Below are 16,649 nucleotides of genomic sequence, written 5' to 3'. Positions count from 1 at the left end.
GGTCCATGTCTTGCTGAGACCACTATAACATAACCCAAGGCTGGCTTGTCTTTCCTGATGCGCCGTTCTTCCTTGCGCGGTCAAAGACGACCCTCGATTATTAGAATTTCATGAGAATGGACGGACCCCGCTTTGGTTGCCGTTCGGCAAGGTGATAATTACTGTTGTCCCTATCCCTTCCCGGCTCTCTATTCGAATGCTGCCGCAATGCCGCTGCACGATGGGCTTTGCGATCGACAGTCCGAGTCCCGAGCCGCCGGTCCGCTTGCAGCGGGATGGGTCAACCCGGTAGAAGCGCTCGAACAAATGCGGCAGATCGCTTTCCGGAATGCCGACGCCATAATCTTTTACAAGCAGCAGCAGCTGTTCCGGACCTTGCTCGAGCACGACCTCGATCGTTTCTTCGCTGTATTTCACGGCATTGTCCAGCAGGATGATAAGCAGCTGCTTGATTTGCTCCGGCTGTCCCTCCATCGATACGGCGGACTCGCCGCAGTGTACCTCGATCTTCCGCCCTGTGGCCATCATGATTTGCTCGACGGTGGTATGAATGAGCTCCAGCAGGTCGAATTGTTCCCGTTCCCATGGCCGCTCCTCCTGCTCCGCTTCCGCAAGCCTCAGCAGCGAGCCGATCAAGCCCTTCAGCCGCTGGGATTCCGATAAAATCGCGTCCACCGCTTCCTTTCGGATTGCGGGGTCTTCACTCCCCCATCGGCTGAGCAGCGAGGCGTAGCTTTCGATGACCGTCAGCGGGGTCTTCAGCTCGTGCGAGGCGGATGCGATGAAATGCTTTTGCTTCAGATCGTTCTCCCGCAGTCCGACGATCATTTCGTTAAACGTCGTTCCGAGCCTTCCCAGCTCGTCTTTCTTTGATGTAATTTCCGGACTTAACAGAAGAAAATCGCCTTTACTGCGAATCTCGTTCATCGTCACTGCAAGCTGCCGAAGCGGATGGATAATGACCCGGGTAAAAAAGATCCCACCGACAATCGAAAATAAAATAACGCCGACCGTTGTTATCGATAGACCCGTCACCAGGATGTCCATAATATCGTTAACGACGTTAAGTGCTTTACCGAGCTCCAATATAGCGATCTGCTTCCCGTTCTCCAGCAATGGAACCTGAATGAACAGCATCCGGTAGCCGTTCTCGTTCCGCGTGGCAGAATGATAATTGTTCCGGTAAACCGGCGGATGCATGCGCAGCTGCTCGTTCGACACATATTCGAGCGCCACGCTTCCGTCCGGGCGAATGATACGCAGCAGCGTGTCGGGAGCGGCATATTCCGTCAGCAGCTCCGGATTCCGCCAATTCACCGTATGGTGGACTTCCGGATTCCGGAGGATGATCTGCGCTTTATTCCATAAGAGCCTGTCTTCGGCCTTCGTCGTTTGATTTTGGAAATAAACATAAATGAATATGTTAAAAAACAATACGATAATCAATATCCATAACGCCGTCAGCAGAATGAGCCTCGTCCGAAGGCTCATGCTTGCGGTACCGACAGTTCGTAGCCGACTCCGCGAGAGGTGCGAATGAGCTTCGGTTGACGTCCTTTATCAATCTTTTGCCGAAGATAGCGGATGTAGACGTCTACGATGTTCGTATCGCCTACGAAATCATAGCCCCATACTTCGGATATCAGCTCTTCCCGGCTCAGCACCCGGTTCTTATGCTGCATCATATACTGCAGAAGATCGAACTCCTTCGGGGTCAGATCGATGCAGTCCTCGCCGCGGGCCACCTTGCGCGAGCGGAGGTCTAACGTCAGGTCAGCCGCATGAAGAATTTCTTGATTTTCTTCCTTGCGTTGGACTAGGTTCAACAGGTTCCGCACGCGCGCGAGCAGCTCCAATGCGGCAAACGGCTTCGTGACATAATCGTTGGCTCCGAGGTTAAACGCTTCAACGACATCGCAGGTCCCATCCCGCGCTGTCAGCATAATTACCGGAGTGAGGCATTCGGATTGCCGCAGCCGCCTAAGCACTTCAAGCCCGTTCATCACAGGCAGCATGACGTCTAGAACGATGAGATGCCAGGAGCGGGTTTCCGCCAGCTCCAGCCCTTTCCCTCCGTTCCCCGCAACCGTCACTTCGTAGCCTTCATGCTCCAGCTCCAGCTGAACGACACGGGCAATATACTCTTCGTCTTCAACCAATAATATGGATACGGTCATCGGCGGCTCCCGTGCATTGTACTTTGTCCGCGCGTGATGTTTCCGTGCAGCGGCCCTGCCGTTAGCGTCCCCTCGAGGAGTTCATCATATTCCTTAACCCGTCTCATCTGGTAATATTATTCAGTGCGATTTGCTGGGGGATTTGCTATAATAAAACGGTTATACAAAAATATGACACCAGTGATCGGTATACGGTTTTAAGAGGAGAAAGGGGAAACATGGCAGTGATTGTTGTCGGGGGAATGATTGGGTTAGGCAAGACGTCCGTTGCCGCTCTGCTGGGAGAGGCGCTCGGTTCCGATGTATTTTATGAAAGCGTTGAAGAAAATCCGATTTTGCCGTTATTTTATACATCCACGCCGGAAGAAATCGAAAAATACCGGTATCCATTCTTGCTTCAGCTGTACTTCCTGGACACGCGGTTTAAATCCATCAAGCAGGCGCTCGTACATAGACATAATGTGCTGGACAGAAGCATTTACGAGGATTGGTATTTTGCGAAGGTAAACAAGGAGCTGGGGCGGATCAGCGAGCTCGAATTCACCGTCTATGAGAATCTTGCAGCGAACATGATGGAAGAGCTGAAGGAACTGCCCAAAAAAGCTCCCGACCTCATGGTTTATCTTAAAGGTTCGTTTGAAACGGTACTGCACCGCATCGGGCTTCGCGGCCGCGATTTCGAACAGGACCCGGCGCTGGTGGAATATTACCGGACGCTTTGGTCCGGTTATGACCATTGGGTCATGAACCATTACAATGCGTCGGAAGTACTCGTCATCGATATGGATCATACAGATGTCGTCGCCCGGCCGGAGGATGCGCAGCGGGTGGTCGCAGAGGTAAAGGAACGGCTGAAGCTTCTTCAGGCGGAGCCGTCCATGTGCTGATCCTTCAAACAAATAAAAAAGCAAGGGACGTTAATCGCGTCCCTTGCTCTTTTCCCGTTGTTCCGGCCGTTCGCTGCCGAATGCCATAATGACATTTTGGATTTTTTGGAGTCGGATATATTCGTTCTGCTTCAGATCCGTGCGGAAATAAGCATACAGGAAAGCGCCCTCCAAGAAGCTTAGGCCCGGATAGCATACGATTTCCTGGTGGGTATAGGGGTTGTCGATGATGATCTGCCACTCCCCTTCCCTCTCTGCAGGCCCGATCGTTTCAAAAACCAGACGTTTATACGAGATCATCTGCTCGAAGTCGTCCCAAATTTTTACCCAAGACGGACTGAAGTCGCTCGGCTCCGGGAAGAGCTGCTTCGCTCGTTCAATCAAGGCTTCCATCGGCTCCAGATCCCGGTCCTCGAATGCCTTCATCCGTTCCCTGAATCCTTCCAGGAAAAGCCGGAAGCCGGTAAAGCCTTCCTTGCGGATACGTTGCTGAAATTCGGAAAGCTGCTCGTCGGTCAAGGCCTGCTCAAATTGTGCAAAAGGATTCCATTTCATGTTCGCTCTTCTACCCCGTTCTTTGGTGTGCAGCGGATGGTTAACCGCGCGGGCTGACGGACAGTGCCCCCTCCCGGTTCATATACAGAACGAGGTCGGGATTGTTCTTCAGCTTCACGTTGCAAAGCTTCAGCCGGTGTTCCTCCACGTGAAGCGGCCGCCACAAATAAGCGTCCTCATAGCCGAGCTCCGCCAATGTATCTTCCCTGGCCGCTTCCGCTTCTTCCTCGCGTTCCCACCATTTCACGCCGTAATAATCGAGCCGATAAATGTTCCGCTGAACACAAGCGAGGATTTCGCCGGTCTGCGTCTGACGCAGGAGGTAAGGCATGGGATTACCCCTTCTTTTTCATAGCATTGGAAAAGAAAAGGCGCAAGCTCCTACGGAGCTGCGCCTCTAGGTGGAGCATTACAAGTACGGATTCTCGTGCTTCGCCTTGAGACGGTTCCAGCGGCGCTCAACCTCTTCTTCGAAGGATTGAAGCGCTTCGGCATATTCCGGCTTGGTCAAATGTCTCGTCTTGCCCATATTCTTGAGCCAGTCGCCGACCGGGATCCGCTTGCCCTTCTCCTCCGGATTGAACGTAATGGTCGTCACGCCGTTCTCGATATCATAGAGCGGGAAGAAGCAGGAGTTGACCGCCTGATCGATCAGCGTCTGCCCGATCTCTTCTTCGGACAGCCAGTTGAGCGGACAGGTGATCAGAATTTTTCCGTACACGAGACCTTCGTTCTGCGCATAATACTGAGCCTTGGCGGCTTTCTTCAGCATATCCTGCGGAGCGGCCTCGGAGCCTGTGAAGACGTAAGGAATGTTCGTCGCGGCCATGATTTGCGGCGTATCCTTGTGATGGAACAGCTTGCCTCCTTGATGCTTGCCGACATTGGACGTAGAAGTCCTGTGGCCGAGTGGCGTCGAGTAGGACAGCTGTGCGCCAGTGTTCATGTAGCCTTCGTTATCGTATTCGAGAATGATCATCTTGTGGTTCCGCAGCGCGGCCCCGATCGCAGGTCCCATCCCGATATCCATCCCGCCGTCGCCGGTAATCATGACGAATGTAAAGTCGGCAGGCAGATTATATTGATCCAGCTCGCCGCGGCGTTTGCGCTCCCAGAACATCTCGACGACGCCGGAAAGCGTCGCTGCGCCGCTCTGGAACAAGTTGTGGATGTATGTCGCTTTATGCGAGGAGTACGGATAGCCGGTTGTTACGACCATCGCGCAGCCGGTATGGAACAACGCGACGATGTCGCCTTCGATACCCTTGAAGAACAGCTCGAGGCCGGAGAAAATGCCGCAGCCCGGACATGCGCCGTGACCCGGTGCCAGACGCTTCGGCTTCTTCGTCAGCTGACGGATCGGCGGTACCTTCACCTTCAGCTGCCCCGTCGTCTCGTCCTTATCGACTGTGATGAGGCCGGTCTTCAGATCTTCGTATTTCATCGGCTCCAGCACGCGTTGAGGCGCCTTATTCGGATCCCCCGGCGTATGGCCATAGTAATCGAACGGCACGTCCACATGGTTGCTTTTAGCTGCTTCGATTGCGAGCTCGAAGAAATGATGGCCGTCTTCGGCGTAGAAGTCCTTGCCGCCGAGTCCGTATACGCGGCTGATCACTTGAATGTCGTGATTGCCTTCCGTGAACAGCGCCGCTTTGATCTCCAGCGTCATATTGCCGCCGTGCGCCCCGTAGGAATCGGCGCGGTCGCCGATCGTAACGGCCTTCACATTCTTTAGAGCCTCGGCAATTTGCTTCGCCGGGAACGGACGTATCATGTTCGGCGCGATGGAGCCCGCCTTGATCCCCTTCTCGCGAAGCTGGTCGACGACGTCCTTGATGATCTCGGAAGCGGAGTTCATGAGGAATACGGCGACTTCCGCATCTTCCATGCGGTATAGATCGAGAATCGGATAATCGCGGCCCGTCAGCACCTTATACTCCTGCTGGATGCGATCGAACACCTCGCCGGCTTTGTACATCGCGACGGACTGCTGATAGCAGTTATTGATATAGTCCGGTTCGTTCATGTAAGGGCCGACCGTGATCGGATTGTTGCGGTCCAGCACGTGCGGGAAATTCTGCGGCTGTTCGCCGATGAACGCGTGAACATCTTCCTTATGGGCAAACGTCTGTACGCGGCGTTTCTGGTGGGAAGTGAAGTAACCGTCGGATGCGACGATGACCGGCAGGCGTACCTCCGGATCCTCCGCCAGCTTGATCGCCATGATGTTCATGTCGTATACGGCCTGCGGATCGCGGCACATCAGAATCGGCCAACCCGTGTTCAGCGCGTAGTACAGATCGGAATGGTCTCCGTGAATGTTGAGCGGACCGGATACGGAACGGCAGACGAGGTTCATGACCATCGGGAACCGCGTTCCGGATTGGACCGGCATTTGCTCCAGCATGTACAGGTAGCCGTTGGCGCTCGTCGCATTGAATACGCGGCCGCCCGCGGTCGATGCGCCGTAGCAGATGCCGGCGGAGCCGTGCTCGCCGTCGGCCGGGATGAGCTTGATGTCGTGCTGGCCGTTCGCTTTCATCAAGTCGAGAAACTGTGCGACCTCCGTCGAAGGAGAGATCGGGAAATAGCCCATCACGTGATAATTGATCTGGTGGGCCGCATATGCCGCCATTTCGTTGCCGGATTCATAAACCATCCGCTGCTCTACGGTTCCCAGGCTGACCTCTTTATTGATTTCGATTGCCATAGTACGGTGTCACCTCTCCCAAATCTTTATATGCGTTCGTTAGTTGGCGTTCGCCAGATTGAAACGATGCGGCACGCGATGCTGCTCGCCGTAGCCTTCCGTTTCACGGTTGGCGCTCAGAGCCTCCGTCGGACAGGCCACTACGCATTTCAGACAGCCCTTGCAATATTGATAGTCGATCCCCTGCAGGAACATTTGCGGACGTCCCTTCTTGTCCGCCTGCTCATCCCAGACGAAGCAGAAGTCCGGACAAGCCGTGTCGCAGGCTGCGCAGTGGATGCACTTCTCGTCGTCGAAATGCGGCATCATCCCGTTCCGCGAGATGCTCAGATCCTTCAGGATGCTGTTGCCCGGATTCGTCACGGTGCCGCCGATCGGCTGGGTCTCATAGCCGTATACGGGAATATCCCAACGCTTGTGCGCCGGCATCTCCACCCCTTCCGGGAGAGCGAACGTCAGGAATTGGACTTCATCGTAGCCCCGCTGGAACGTGCGGAGGGCCGGCTCGACGGCGCCCGGATACTTCTTCTCCAGCGACTTGCGGATAATGCCCTTCATATGCTCGAAATCGAGGAATTCGCACAACCGGAACAGGCCCCCCAGCATCGCCATGTTCACTCGGTTCTTCTCCTCCAGGGCAATGCCGGTCGCGTCCACGACCGCCACCGTGCCACCGATGAGCTTCATCTTGTCCTTTAATTGCTCAGGGCTTTGGGACGAATTGACCAGCACGACGCTGTCTTCGTAAATGCCGCTGATGACGTTGACGGTCTTGGACAGGTTTTCGTGGAAAACCCCGACCACATGCGGCCGTTCCACCGGCGTGGTGTCGCGGATATTCGTATTCAAATCGCAAAAACGAATGTGCGCTTTTACCGGAGACCCTTTCTTCTCCGAACCGTAGGAAGAAAAGCTGACACCGTTGAATCCGCTTCCAACGACACCGGCTTCCGCCAGCATTTTGCCTGCCAGGTTCGCTCCTAATCCGCCGATGGATTCGAGCCGAATTTCAAAGAAGCCGAGGTCGTTCGTTTTCGGTAGAACCCCCATGAGTTCAACTCCCCTCAAATATATGGAAGGATAAAAATTCCTATAAAATAGTATAACAGTTTCTATTCCCCTCGCATAGACTTTTCCGCGGAATTAAACGTTTTCATATATAATCTTTTCTTATAAATAGAAGGACACGCAGTCGTCAAGTGTGACAAAATCGGTCCTATCTTCACGTATTCGTGGCAGCTTAATTAACAATCTTTTGGAAGTCTAGAACTAGTTTAAGAGATTCGAAACGATCAAGGGAAGCAGGCAAAAACAATATCTTCCGTTTGTCAAGACGGAAAGCGCTTAACATTTCTCATGATTTTCTAATAAAAGAGAAGATCGCCATACCCGGCAAGGGTTTGCTTGAACCCTGGTAAATTATGGGGGAAATTTTTGTGATATGCTGTTCTCAGGTTATACCTCACCTTTAGACTCCACACAGAGAGGATGTTATGAACAACATGAAGAAAAGCCAATTCGTTAAAACTTTAGCAGGAATTACACTGACATTCGCGATTGCTTTTTCCGGAAGTATGGTAGTAACCCCTCAGCAGGCTCATGCGGCCACCGTATCCAGCTCCAGCGTCGCCGACAACGTGATCGCTACCGGGAAACGGTTTCTTGGAGTGCCTTACCGCTTCGGGGCAGCTTCCGGAAGAACGGATCTCTTTGACTGCTCCTCCTTTACGCAATATGTGTTTAAGCAAAACGGCATCAACTTGCCCCGCAATTCCAGACAGCAATCGACGGTAGGCACACCTGTTGCAAAAGATCAGCTGCAGCCCGGCGATTTGATCTTCTCGGATACGAATCATGACGGCATTATCAATCATGTCAGCATTTATATGGGCAACAACCAAGTCATTCATACGTATCGCGTAGGTATTGGCGTGACGATCTCCAACTTTGCGGGCAGCGCATGGGACCGGGGCTTCGTAACCGCACGCCGGGTCATTCCGGGTAACGGACAAGCCGTGGCTGCACCGCAGCCATCCGCTCCTGCACCGGCTGTTACAACTCCGGCGCCTCAGAAGACAACGCAGCCGACCGCTCCGGCACCGGCTGTCACGACTCCGTCGCCTCAGAAGACATCCGGACATGTCGCCGGTACACATAGCAAAAAGCACACAAAGCACAGCAAAACGCATAAAACACATTCGTCCAAAAACGAGCATGGCGAGGATTAATAGCTGCCGTGGGCAAGCAGAGCACTTCTCCCTGGGAAGAGCTCTGCTTGTTCCTTTTTTAGTTGATAAAAATTTATAAGTTTTCGTAGCTTTTAGCTTCGCATCAACCTTGGTAAACTCGCTGGTCCTTGTAATACAAGGACGGCGTAGCCGTTTATCCTGGTGAGACCTTACCGGAAAGAATCGCTTACCGGTCTCCGTAGGCTTTGTGATAACGGTAAATTTTTCGGTAAATGCTTTTATCCTTCAGGTCCTTGAAGCCGTATATGGCCGGCCGCGGATTGGCCTCCAGAATCCAGATCTTCAAGTCGCGGTCTAACGCGATATCGAGGCCCAGCTCCTTGATTCGCGGGAAAGCTTTATGCAGGTGCCGGGAAGCACGTTCTCCGAACTTATACAGCCGTGACTTAAATTGGGCCAGGTCGCTCGCCCGTTCTTTCATCAGCGTTTCAATCGAGACCGCGACGCCGCCTCTCGCAAGATTGGTTACGATTTTGTCCGGATGGCTTACTCGGCCGAGAATGCCCGTCGTTTCCCATTCCCCGCGCGGATTCACCTGGACCATAATCCTCAAGTCGAAGGCCCTTCCCTTATGCTTCAGCAAGTGAATGCCCTGTTGAACGACATAGGGCGTGTCTTTCATTAACTGTTTCATAGATTGCACCATCCCCTGGAAGGTACGAAAGATGTGAACTTTTGTATTGAACTGATAGCGATAGCCGTTCTCCGTCTTTTCGGCCCTCAGGATGCCCCGTCCCCCCGTGCCGTTATTAGGCTTGACATAAACCATCTTGTAGCGCTGCAGCATGGTCCGCAGCAGCTCCGGATCGTAGAAGCGGGTCTCCGGAACATACCGGCTCAGCTCCTGATGCTTCATCAATACTTTGGATACATTGTGCTTGGTCGCTAAACCTCCCACTTGTCCTCCTCCTTCTGACACACGTACGCTCTAAATATCCATATGCGCGGAGCCCGGGATGGTTTGGGCTCCTGTCTAGTGCAACGATTTTCTTTGCCGATGCATAATCCGCGGCACGATCTAGCCCTTTGTCCGTTGCGGGAAACGAGCTTCTGTCGTACGTTAAACTACCCGGGAGGTGACGTTTTCATGAAGGTAACGAGTCATTGGCTAGGGAAAGGCAAGCCGTGGAAGACCCCATATTATATTGCCAACGGAAGCTCCCCGGGAAGCACCTTAATGATCACATCCGGCGTCCATGGCAATGAAAGAGCCAGCGTAAACGCAGCGAAGAAACTGCTAGGCTTGCTTCAGGAGGGTGAAATGTTCATTCAAGCGGGGAAGCTCATTCTTGTGCCCATTGTCAATCAGGAGGCTTACCGGCTTCGAATCCGCGGAATTCCCGATTTGAACCGTACCTTCCCCCGCAGACCAAGCCAAGGTGCCTGTCACCCTCTTTCCGCCGCTATGTTCGGGTTAATGCAGCGGCACCGTCCTTCCTGGTTCATCGATTTACATGAAGCGAACGGCTTATCGCAATTCAACCGACATGTGCTTGGCCAAACCTTGGTGACTCAGCCTGACCGTCAATCCGCCGTTACCGCCAGACGAATCGTGCGATCCGTCAATCGTTCCATCCCCCAGTCCTCGAACCGTTTCAACGTTCGCCTCCATCATCTGCGCGGCTCCGGAAGGACCGCCGCCTACCGCTTCATCAACGCCCGGGCCATCACCGTGGAAACGTGCTGGAGCTTGCCTTTCTCCGAGCGGGTTCATTATCAATTGCAAATTGTCCGGCAGCTTTTAATTGAGTCAAACCTGGTTACGGATGAGGAATCCTGTACGAATTCGGCGGCGGTTTCGAATTATCGCGTACGGCCGATGAAGATAAAAAGATCTTGCCATTGACGAAAGGCAAGATCTTTTTAAGCTGAAACCTGTGATGGGCCATTACCGGCATCTATTCTCCGGAGCGAATGTCGCCCTAAGCCCTCTATTTGCTTGAACATAACACATACCTTACCTATGTCCCTGAAAAAAAAGACCGATCCGATCCGCATCCTCGGGCGTATCCGCATCCCAAAATCGTTGTTCCTCCCTCTCCCGAACAAGCTCTCCCTTATATTGCGGAAGACGCAGCAGCGCCCTAGCCCCTTCATCCCCGGTTAACCGTTCCACCGCCGGAAACATCGGACTCCCGAGCAGCACCGGCGGCAATAGCTGCTCCCGGTATGACGCCGCGCAATAATCGCACACCGCCCCCGCCGCATCGTATGTTCGAAGCAAGCGGGAAATCAGCTCCGCTCCGACCAGCGGCTGATCCGCAAGAAGGACCAGAACCGCATCAGGCTCCCATCGCTCCTGCGCCATCCTGAGCCCATGCCGGAGTGAATACGCCATCCCGCCGTCCGACTCCCCGCAAACGGTGCGAAGGCCTCGGCCAGCGCGTTCCGCCTCCAAGAAAGCCTCCGGCAGCCACGCTGCGCTGCCTTCGCGAAGCACGACAACCACGGAATCCAGTTCCGTTCGCAGGGCGGCCTCAAGGGCTAAAGCGCCTAGCTTTACGCCGCCCCCCAGCTCGATATCGAGCTTGGAGCGCCCCATCCGCGTGCTTGCCCCAGCAGCCAAATAAATCCCGGTCGCCTTCCGTTTCCCCATCGCTCCCTTTCCTTTCTCCATTCCTTTCCGCCCGTCTGCGGACGCTGATCAGCTCCGCCACGATGCTGACGGCAATCTCCTCCGGACCGGCCGCTCCAATGCGCAGGCCGACCGGGTAGCGAAACCAATCCGGGACCGCCGTATCCTGCAGCAGCCGTTCCGTCCTGGTAACGGAGCCCATGATGCCGAGGTAGCTCAGCTCGATGCCTTGCAGCCGGGCGAGAAGCTCACGGTCTCTCGGAAAATGGTGGCTCATCACAACTACATAATCTCTTTCCGTCACCTTTGCAGCTTCGATCCATTCGGCCGGAGATCCGACAAATCGCCGCGCACGGGGGAAACGTTCCCAAGTGCATAAGCCTTCGCGCCAATCCCCGACCCATACCCTGAAGCCGTTCCGGGCAGCCAATCCCGCAACAGGAATGGCATCATCCGCGGCGCCGAAGATGAGCAGCCTCGGGCACGGTTGATACCGTATCTGCAGTAAGCAGCCCTGCTCCTCCTGAAGGATCACGGTCCTTCCGTCCTCGGCGGAGTCGGCTTTCGCAAGTTCCAACTTGTAGCCTGTGACCGACCAGGAATCCGCAAAGTGCCGTGATAAAACAACGCCTTCTCCATCGTCAAGCCGGCGTTTGAGCTCCGTCATGATCTGCCCGAACGATTCGTTCAGCGGCTCCAGCAGGACGCGGATAAGGCCCCCGCAGCCAATGGTTTCCCCCCACGACAGATCGTCCTCCTCCCGCATATCGTATTCAACCCATTGCTCCCTTCGAAGCTCCAGAACACCTTCTACGCGGGCTTCCAGATCCGATTCCAGGCAGCCCGGGCTAATGCTGCCGAACCGGCCGCCGCCTTCGAGCAGCAGCATGGAAGCGCCGCACTTCCGGTAGGCATGTCCCTCCACCTCGGCAACCGTAGCCATGACCCCCCGCCGCCCGGACTCCGCCCAAATGCCTAACAGCTCATGCATCTCCACGCCGATCCCTCCACTCCGCTAACATCTTTGCAGCAGCCTTTCGATCGAGCGATCCGCTTCCCTAAGCACCAAGGATTTATCAATGGTCAGATGACGCTTGTTATCCAGGACCACTCTGCCATCAATCATCACCATATCCACGTCTCCGCGGGTTGCCGAGTACACAATGCGCGAATACGGGTTCGCATCGAAAGAGGGATAAGCATGAAAATCATTTAAATCCAGCAGGATCAAATCCGCCTTTTTTCCCGTCTCGATACTGCCGATTTCCCGTTCCATTCCCAGCACCTCGGCGCCGCCCATGGTCGCCATCCGGAGAACCGTCCGCGAATCCATGACCGTCGGCCCGTGGTGTACATTGTGTATGAGGGCCGTCGTCCGCATTTCCTGAAACATATCCAAATTGTTGTTGCAGGGAGCGCCGTCGGCTCCGAGCCCGACATGTATATGCTTCGACAGCAGATCCGGCACCTCCGCAATCCCCGAAGCGAGCTTCAGATTGGAGCTCGGACAATGCGTCACCTTCACTCCCCGCTCGCGAATTATCTTTTTCTCTTCGTCATTCAGCCAAATGCAGTGGGCCAGAATGAGCCGCGGCGATGCGAGACCGATGTGATCCAGGTATACGACGTTGCGCATGCCCCGTTCCCGCTCCACCAGCTCGATCTCGCCCCGGTTCTCGGAGGCGTGGGTATGCACCTTGACGCCGTAATGCGCGGATAAGTCCCTCACTTCCTTCAGCAATCTCTCCGTACAAGACACCACGAACCGGGGACAAAAAGCGTATTGGATTCGTCCTCCCGAATGGCCGTGCCATCGCTCCAGCAGCTCAACGCTTTCTTGTAGCGAAGCCTCTGTCTCCTCCTGCAGCGCTTCCGGTACCTCATCGCCGCAATCCATCATCACTTTGCCCGACACCGCGCGTATTCCGCTCTCCGCGATCGCCCGGAAGGCCGATTCCGTATGCCGCACCGTCTCCATATCCAAGATGGTTGTCGTGCCGCTGCGGATCAGCTCTCCGATGCCGAGCATCGCCGAATAATAGACTGATTCCTCGTCATGCACCGCCTCGAGCGGCCATATTCGCTTTTTCAGCCAATCCAGCAGCTCCAGATCGTCCGCCCTGCCCCGGAACAAGGTCTGGCACAGGTGAATGTGCGTCTGTACAAAGCCCGGCAGCAGCGTGCGGCCTTGCGCATAAATGATGCGGTCCGCCTGCTTCTCCAGACCTTCAAGCCGCGGGGCGATGTGGATAATTCGATCGTTTTCAATCCAAACGTCCCCGGTTAGAATATCATCCGTCTCGTTCATCGTAACGATTTGCGCTTGTTTGATAAGCAGCTTCGACATGAGGCTCCCCCTTGGGATTATGACTTGGCACCGTTTGATCCGTATACTTCTTATATATGAGGTCCACATGATATGTTATGATTTCGGTCGCTTGATGGAACAAGCCCTCTTCCACTTTCATCAAATGCTCGTCCGTCAAGGAAAAAGCGAGCCGTTCCGTCTCTTCGAGAATCGCTTGGGGCACATCGGACCGGAACCGGCCGAGCTTGATGCCGAGTCCTGCGGAGAAAACCGTTCTGCATCGCACAAAAGGCCTCCGGAAATTCCGGAGGCCTGCCGCTTCATTGCATTCATTTTGCAGTTATCGTTTTGCAAAATCCGCTCTACATCTCCCGGTAACGCCGAAACAAGTCAATCCAGGAACGATACAGCACGTAAACGCCCAAATATCCCCCGCTCGTCAGCCAGACCGGGCTCAGAAATAAGTTATGTATTTCAGTCAGCGATTCCGCACCTTCGATAATCGTGTTTGCAACGGCGGCAAAGCACAGAATGCCAAAAGCATAAAGACAGATTAATGCTGCCGTATCGAACCAGAAAGCGGACCGCGGCTCCGTAAAACGGAAGCCCAGCATCAGTGCGGGCAAAAGCAGCGCCGCGACGGTCATCCACCAGATCATGCCGACATCACCTCTTCAGGTATATCGTGCGCGATATGGTGCGGATTATGCGTCCCCTCCATGCACGAAGCAAACGGAAAGCGGCTGTAATGTGCCGGTTTTAGAAGCCGTAAATCGTCATCCCGCCGTCGACATAGAGCGTTTGCCCCGTCATATATGCAGCCGCATCGGACGCCAGGAACACCACCGGTCCAACCAAATCGGGCATCTCTCCGATCCGCTTCATCGGTGTGCGGGAGAGTACTTCCTGAACGAAGCTTTCATCAGCCAGCAGCTTCTCGGTCAGCGGCGTATTGAAATACCACGGTCCGATCGCATTGACGCGCACGCCGTATTTCCCCCACTCCAGCGCGAGAATTTTGGTCATTTGAATCAGCGCCGCTTTGGACGAACCGTAAACGACTCCTGTCCGGAGAGCAACGTGCCCGGCAACGGAAGCAATATTAATAATCGACCCTCCGCCGGCAGCTCTCATATGATGGCCCACTTGTTGAGAGAGAAAAAAAGCCGACTTCAGATTGGTCTGCATAATCGTATCCCATTCTTCTTCCGATACCTCCAGCGCAGGCGTACGTATGTTCATACCGGCGTTGTTGACGAGAATATCGATGCGGCCCGCCCAAGCTTCGGCTTGCCTTATCACGCCTTCCAGCGCCCGCTTGTCCTTCAGATCCACCGGGAGCGCCAGCGCTTGACGGCCCAGCGCTTCAATCTCCTCCACTGTGCGGTTCAAATCGTCCGGCGTTCTCGCGAGTACGGCAACATCCGCTCCCGCCTCGGCGAGTCCGATCGCCAATGCGCGGCCAATCCCTCTTCCGGCCCCGGTTACGATCGCTTTCTTCCCTTCCAGTTGAAATGACGGCAAATACATGAATTGTCCTCCTTCATCCTATTGGATTACAGCAAAACGCCGTCTTCTCCGGAAAAGAACGGCGCAAACGCGTTGATTTATTATAACCTGCCATCGTCCTTCAAGGGAAATTTAGCTGTTCTTGAAAGACGGATTCTGAAGAAGCGCCTCTGATCAAAGCACTTTTAGAGAGAATTTTATCGGTCAAACCAGCTTGTAAACTCTCGCCTCATACGGCTGAAGCGCAAGAGAACCGCCTAACGCATCGTCCTCCGTTATCCGTTCCGCCGGCTTCACATTGCCGAGCAGCAGCAGGCTGCGCGATTTCGCTACCTCCTCCGGCAAGCATATCGCGGCAATATGCTCGCAAAAGCTGCATAATACGAGCAGCTTCTCCTCTCCTAGCGTGCGCAAATAAGCGTATACCCGTTCATCCTCGGGCAGCAGAAGCTCGTAAGAACCGTAGATCGCAGCAAGCTCGGACGCGCGCAAACGGATCAGTTTTTTATAATACTGAAGAATGGAATGCGGGTCCTGCAGTTGCCGCTCCACATTGATGTCGACGTAGTTCGGATTCACTTCGATCCAGGGTTCCGCTTGAGAGAAGCCCGCATGCTTCCCGCCGTTCCACTGCATCGGCGTCCGGGCGTTGTCGCGGCCTTGAGCATAAACTGGCTCCAGCAGCTCAGATTTGCTCAAGCCTGCAGCCGCCCCTTCGCGGAACCAGTTCATGATCTCCACGTCGCGGTACTGCTCCAACGAATCGAAACGTACATTCGTCATGCCGATCTCCTGCCCTTGATAGATATAAGGCATCCCCTGCATCAGCATATAACAGGTCGCCAGCATCTTCGCGGACGCCGCATGATAATCCCGGTCATTGCCGAAACGGGATACCGAACGCGGCACGTCGTGATTCTCAAGGAAAAGTGCATTCCAGCCCCTGCCCTCATGACCCGTTTGCCAGCGCGACAAAATCTCCTTGAGCTCGGAAAGCTTCCAATCCGGTCTCAGGTTCCATTTGCCTCCAGGGCCTTGATCGATCGTCATATGCTCGAATTGGAAGATCATATTGAACACGCCGGCGGCTTCACCGACGAAATCCTCCGCCTGCGTCAGCTCTACGCCGTTCGCTTCACCGACGGTCATTATATCGTATTTGGCGAACGTCTCGGCCTTGAGCTCGCGCAAATAATCAAGCAGCCCCTCCCGGTTGCGGTGCCCGTCCCAGGAAGGCACATAACGCTTACGGTCCTGATTCGGCAGATCCGGGAGCGATTTGATCTTCTTCACGTGCGTAATCGCATCCACCCGAAAGCCGTCAATGCCTTTATCCAGCCACCAATTGATCATGTCGTACAGCTCACGCCGAACATCCGCGTTTTCCCAATTCAAGTCGGGCTGCTTGACGGAGAACAAATGCATATAATACTCGCCCGTCGCCTCATCGAGCTGCCAGGCCGAACCGCCGAAGATCGACTCCCAATTGTTCGGCTCCAGCCCGTTCTTGCCCGGACGCCATATATAATAATCCCTCTTCGGGTTGTCTTTGGAGGAGCGCGACTCCACGAACCACGGATGCTCGTCGGACGTATGGTTGATTACGAGGTCCATGATGACGCGGATGCCGCGCCGGTGAGACTCCGCGAGCAGCTCGTCGAACTGCGGCATCGCGA

At 54.6% G+C, this 16,649-nt stretch carries 17 protein-coding genes; 3 read left to right on the top strand and 14 right to left on the bottom strand.

Annotated features, from left to right (window positions below; translation table 11 throughout):
• Window positions 1–108: 108 nt before the first annotated feature.
• Window positions 109–1,491: a sensor histidine kinase gene (locus O9H85_RS27075; protein ID WP_269884525.1), complete on the bottom strand. Its 1,383-nt coding sequence runs from the start codon at window positions 1,489–1,491 to the stop codon at window positions 109–111.
• The gene (locus tag O9H85_RS27070) at window positions 1,488–2,177 is read right to left on the bottom strand and encodes a response regulator transcription factor (RefSeq protein WP_269884524.1); all 690 of its coding nucleotides are present in this window, start codon (window positions 2,175–2,177) and stop codon (window positions 1,488–1,490) included. The genes O9H85_RS27075 and O9H85_RS27070 overlap by 4 nt, the downstream gene beginning before the upstream one ends.
• A 218-nt stretch (window positions 2,178–2,395) precedes the next feature.
• Between O9H85_RS27070 and O9H85_RS27065 the strand changes: the two genes are divergently transcribed.
• Window positions 2,396–3,064: a deoxynucleoside kinase gene (locus O9H85_RS27065; RefSeq protein WP_269884523.1), complete on the top strand. Its 669-nt coding sequence runs from the start codon at window positions 2,396–2,398 to the stop codon at window positions 3,062–3,064.
• Window positions 3,065–3,094: 30 nt separating this feature from the next.
• Here O9H85_RS27065 and O9H85_RS27060 read toward each other — a convergent pair whose 3' ends face one another.
• The 4 genes from O9H85_RS27060 to O9H85_RS27045 all read right to left on the bottom strand — a co-directional run bounded on the left by O9H85_RS27060 (window position 3,095) and on the right by O9H85_RS27045 (window position 7,382).
• On the bottom strand, window positions 3,095–3,619 hold the full coding sequence (locus O9H85_RS27060) for a hypothetical protein (RefSeq protein ID WP_269884522.1): 525 nt from the start codon (window positions 3,617–3,619) through the stop codon (window positions 3,095–3,097).
• 40 nt (window positions 3,620–3,659) lie between these two features.
• Complete coding sequence (locus O9H85_RS27055; protein ID WP_269884521.1) at window positions 3,660–3,950, bottom strand: hypothetical protein; 291 nt, start codon at window positions 3,948–3,950, stop codon at window positions 3,660–3,662.
• A gap of 78 nt (window positions 3,951–4,028) precedes the next feature.
• A complete protein-coding gene (locus tag O9H85_RS27050) occupies window positions 4,029–6,332 on the bottom strand; it encodes a thiamine pyrophosphate-dependent enzyme (protein WP_269884520.1) in 2,304 nt (767 codons plus the stop codon).
• A 39-nt stretch (window positions 6,333–6,371) separates the two neighbouring features.
• On the bottom strand, window positions 6,372–7,382 hold the full coding sequence (locus O9H85_RS27045; protein WP_269884519.1) for a 2-oxoacid:acceptor oxidoreductase family protein: 1,011 nt from the start codon (window positions 7,380–7,382) through the stop codon (window positions 6,372–6,374).
• A 452-nt stretch (window positions 7,383–7,834) separates the two neighbouring features.
• Between O9H85_RS27045 and O9H85_RS27040 the strand changes: the two genes are divergently transcribed.
• Entirely contained in the window at window positions 7,835–8,560 is a 726-nt protein-coding gene (locus O9H85_RS27040; RefSeq protein ID WP_333474274.1) for a C40 family peptidase, read from the top strand.
• A gap of 187 nt (window positions 8,561–8,747) precedes the next feature.
• On the opposite strand, the gene O9H85_RS27035 is transcribed toward O9H85_RS27040, so the two are convergent.
• Entirely contained in the window at window positions 8,748–9,479 is a 732-nt protein-coding gene (locus tag O9H85_RS27035; RefSeq protein WP_269884518.1) for a YheC/YheD family protein, read from the bottom strand.
• A 189-nt stretch (window positions 9,480–9,668) separates the two neighbouring features.
• On the opposite strand from O9H85_RS27035, the gene O9H85_RS27030 reads away from it, so the two are divergent.
• On the top strand, window positions 9,669–10,427 hold the full coding sequence (locus O9H85_RS27030; protein ID WP_269884517.1) for a M14 family metallopeptidase: 759 nt from the start codon (window positions 9,669–9,671) through the stop codon (window positions 10,425–10,427).
• A gap of 111 nt (window positions 10,428–10,538) precedes the next feature.
• On the opposite strand, the gene O9H85_RS27025 is transcribed toward O9H85_RS27030, so the two are convergent.
• The 7 genes from O9H85_RS27025 to O9H85_RS26995 form a co-directional block, all read right to left on the bottom strand.
• Window positions 10,539–11,123, bottom strand: coding sequence for a nucleotidyltransferase family protein (locus O9H85_RS27025; RefSeq protein ID WP_269884516.1), 585 nt, complete (start codon window positions 11,121–11,123; stop codon window positions 10,539–10,541).
• Window positions 11,059–12,147, bottom strand: coding sequence for an XdhC family protein (locus O9H85_RS27020; RefSeq protein ID WP_269884550.1), 1,089 nt, complete (start codon window positions 12,145–12,147; stop codon window positions 11,059–11,061). The genes O9H85_RS27025 and O9H85_RS27020 overlap by 65 nt, the downstream gene beginning before the upstream one ends.
• Window positions 12,148–12,171: 24 nt before the next feature.
• A complete protein-coding gene (locus O9H85_RS27015; RefSeq protein WP_269884515.1) occupies window positions 12,172–13,503 on the bottom strand; it encodes a 5'-deoxyadenosine deaminase in 1,332 nt (443 codons plus the stop codon).
• Window positions 13,448–13,750, bottom strand: a complete 303-nt coding sequence (locus O9H85_RS27010; RefSeq protein ID WP_269884514.1) for a hypothetical protein — start codon at window positions 13,748–13,750, stop codon at window positions 13,448–13,450. The genes O9H85_RS27015 and O9H85_RS27010 overlap by 56 nt, the downstream gene beginning before the upstream one ends.
• A gap of 76 nt (window positions 13,751–13,826) precedes the next feature.
• Window positions 13,827–14,123, bottom strand: coding sequence for a hypothetical protein (locus tag O9H85_RS27005; RefSeq protein ID WP_269884513.1), 297 nt, complete (start codon window positions 14,121–14,123; stop codon window positions 13,827–13,829).
• A 100-nt stretch (window positions 14,124–14,223) separates the two neighbouring features.
• The gene (locus O9H85_RS27000) at window positions 14,224–14,994 is read right to left on the bottom strand and encodes an SDR family NAD(P)-dependent oxidoreductase (RefSeq protein WP_269884512.1); all 771 of its coding nucleotides are present in this window, start codon (window positions 14,992–14,994) and stop codon (window positions 14,224–14,226) included.
• Window positions 14,995–15,177: 183 nt separating this feature from the next.
• The gene (locus tag O9H85_RS26995) at window positions 15,178–16,644 is read right to left on the bottom strand and encodes a glycoside hydrolase family 13 protein (RefSeq protein WP_269884511.1); all 1,467 of its coding nucleotides are present in this window, start codon (window positions 16,642–16,644) and stop codon (window positions 15,178–15,180) included.
• Window positions 16,645–16,649 lie beyond the last annotated feature (5 nt).

Source organism: Paenibacillus gyeongsangnamensis, assembly GCF_027533625.1.
Taxonomy (GTDB): domain Bacteria; phylum Bacillota; class Bacilli; order Paenibacillales; family NBRC-103111; genus Paenibacillus_G; species Paenibacillus_G gyeongsangnamensis.
The sequence above is the reverse complement of the archived record's forward strand: the minus strand, read 5'-3'. Positions and strand labels throughout refer to the sequence as shown.